Consider the following 228-nt stretch of genomic DNA (forward strand, 5'->3'; position numbering starts at 1 on the left):
AGCTTAGATTCAGAGTCCGAAGGATTTTGCGCTGAGACAAGGCGGCAAACGAAGGAAAGGAAGGAGCATACTGAGGTATGTGACTGACTTTACGAGAGCAGCCAACGCAGTATCAGTGCGAAAGACACAGGACAGAGCACAAGAATTTGCCTGGCGGCTGTAGCGCGGTGGTCCCACCTGACCCCATGCCGAACTCAGAAGTGAAACGCCGTAGCGCCGATGGGTGTG

Annotated in this window: 1 rRNA gene; it reads left to right on the plus strand. The window is 54.4% G+C overall.

Going from position 1 to position 228, the window contains the following annotated elements:
* Positions 1-149 precede the first annotated feature (149 nt).
* Positions 150-228, plus strand: a 5S ribosomal RNA gene (rrf, locus tag IM290_RS20470); the annotation flags it as partial.

Origin of the sequence: Enterobacter cloacae complex sp. S1 (assembly GCF_014930525.1) — a bacterium.
Taxonomy (GTDB): domain Bacteria; phylum Pseudomonadota; class Gammaproteobacteria; order Enterobacterales; family Enterobacteriaceae; genus Enterobacter; species Enterobacter hormaechei_C.